This window comes from Pseudomonas sp. SDO5532_S415 (assembly GCF_054071155.1).
The window spans coordinates 1-2,214 of the sequence record NZ_JBSVWS010000333.1; the positions used below are offsets into that span (position 1 = coordinate 1).

The following is a 2,214-nucleotide window of genomic DNA, read 5'->3' on the forward strand; positions in this document are numbered from 1 at the left end:
TTGGTGAACGCCACAGATCAACTGTGGGAGCGAGCCTGCTCGCGAAGGGGCCGGTCTGATCCATAAATAACTCAGGCCTGTCCACGCAAATGCTCAAACAACATCCGGCTCACCGGCGACAGCAGCGCCTCATCGCGCACCACCAGGATCAACGCCCGATCCGACCAGTCATCGGTCAACGGCACCGCATGCAACCCCAACGCCCGACCAAACAGTTCATAAGCTCGCTGCGGCAGCACGCCAATGCCCATATTGGCCTGGATCATGCGACACATGGCGTCGAAGCCCGGCACATGGATGCGCACCCGCAAGACCCGGCCCGCCTGACGCGCCGCGGCATGGGTGCGCATGTTGATCGAACTGGCCGCATGCAGCCCGACATAATCGCTGTCCAGCGTATCGGCAAATGCCACGTTCGGACGGTTGGCCAACGGGTGATCCGGCAACATCAGCACCATCAGTTTGTCCTGACGGTACAGCACGCTGTGCAAGCCCTTGATGTCGCTGTCGATGGAGCAGATCCCGAGGTCGGCCACACCATCGAGCACCCCTTGAATCACCCCGGCGCTGGGTCGTTCTTCAAGATCGGTCTTGACCTGGGGATGCTGCTCGGAAAAGTCGCGCAAGTCTTCGGGCAGGAACTGGATGATTGCCGACAGGTTCGCGAGCATTCGCACATAACCGCGCACACCGTGACTGTGCTCGCCCAGTTCCAGGCCCATTTTCTCGACGTTGAACAACATCTGCCGGGCATGGTGCAGTAGCGTTTCACCGGCCGGCGTCAACGTCATGCCCTTGGCCTGGCGCACAAACAGACTGATACCCAGCGCCTCCTCCAACTCCATCAGGCGCTTGCTCGCCGCCGACACCGCAATCGCTTCGCGTGCGGCGGCACGGGTCAGGGTGCCCTCTTCATGGACGGCGACGAACAGTTGCAGGGTGATCAGGTCGAGGCGGCGGATCAGGCTTTTCTGCAGCATCAGGGACTCGGCAATGTCGGTTCAGGCGAAGTCGCAGCATAGCGTTCTTCATCCGCGTCGTGGCGCTTGCAACGCGCGGCGGAAAATCTCGATGCCCTCCGTGATAAAGTCGCCGCCCATCAGACCTTTTGCTTTGAGACTTTGATCGCAATGACCGATTTCCAGGATGTCGACGCCCAACTTGAAGACTGGAATGCCCTGCGCGCCAGCACTGCGTTCGGCGGCTTGCTGGTGGGCAACGGCGCCAGCCGCGCGGTGTGGGACGACTTCGGCTACGACTCGCTGTTCGAAAACGCCCGTACCGTCGAAGAAAAGCCCCTGAGCCCCTCCGAGCTGAGCGTATTCGATGCGATGCAGACGCGCAGTTTCGAGCAGGTGTTGAGCGCGCTCAAGACCACCAGCCGGGTCAACAAGGCTCTGGCCGTCAGCTCCGCCGCGCCGCGCAATCGTTACTACGCAATCAAGGAAGCGCTGATCAACACCGTGCACGCGGTGCATATCCCATGGCGATTGGTCGAAGCTTCGACACTGGCGACGATCAATCAGGAACTGACCAGCTACCGCACAGTGTTCACCACCAATTACGACTTGCTCAATTACTGGGCGATCCAGCAGCAACCGGACGCGATCACCGACCTGTTCCAGGGGGACGAACCCGCTTTCGACCTGAGCACCACCGCCACCGACAAGACCCGTTTGCTGTACCTGCACGGCGGCCTGCACCTGGTGCGCAATCAGGACGGTACGGCGCGCAAACTGATGTCGACCGAAGGCACGTTGCTGGGCAATTTCGCCATCAACAACACGATCAAGACCCTCGACGACGTGCCGCTGTTCGTCAACGAAGGACCCAGCGCGGACAAGCTCAAGACCATTCGCAGCTCGGACTATCTATCGTTCTGCTACGAGCAGTTACTCGGCCACAACGATGGCTTGTGCCTTTTCGGCCATGCACTGGGCGAGCAGGACAGCCATATCGTTCATGCCTTGCGCCAGGCGAAACCGAAGGTTGTGGCGATCTCGATTTACCCGCGCAGCAAGGCGTTCATCCAGCATCAGAAGCGGCATTACGCGAAGGTGTTCGAGGGGACCGGGGTTGAGTTGCGGTTTTTTGATTCGAAGAGCCACGCGCTGGGTAGCTCCAAGTTATCGGTTCCAGTGGAAGTTTAGTGTCGGCTGATCCGACGCTTTCGCGAGCAGGCTCGCTCCCACAATGGAATGCATTCCTCCTGTG

At 60.1% G+C, this 2,214-nt stretch carries 2 protein-coding genes; one reads left to right on the top strand and one right to left on the bottom strand.

Features of this window, described 5'->3' with window-relative positions; translation table 11 throughout:
• Window positions 1–71 precede the first annotated feature (71 nt).
• Window positions 72–980 (bottom strand): LysR family transcriptional regulator, encoded by a 909-nt coding sequence (locus ACW9HW_RS29880; RefSeq protein ID WP_095195447.1) that lies wholly within the window; start codon window positions 978–980, stop codon window positions 72–74.
• A 150-nt stretch (window positions 981–1,130) separates the two neighbouring features.
• On the opposite strand from ACW9HW_RS29880, the gene ACW9HW_RS29885 reads away from it, so the two are divergent.
• Complete coding sequence (locus ACW9HW_RS29885) at window positions 1,131–2,150, top strand: DUF4917 family protein (RefSeq protein WP_457402925.1); 1,020 nt, start codon at window positions 1,131–1,133, stop codon at window positions 2,148–2,150.
• Window positions 2,151–2,214 lie beyond the last annotated feature (64 nt).

Excerpts from the sequence above, each read along its gene's own strand:
- ACW9HW_RS29885 (WP_457402925.1), top strand. The coding sequence starts at position 1,131 with ATGACCGATTTCCAGGATGTCGACGCCCAACTTGAAGACTGGAATGCC.
- ACW9HW_RS29880 (WP_095195447.1), bottom strand. The coding sequence starts at position 980 with ATGCTGCAGAAAAGCCTGATCCGCCGCCTCGACCTGATCACCCTGCAA.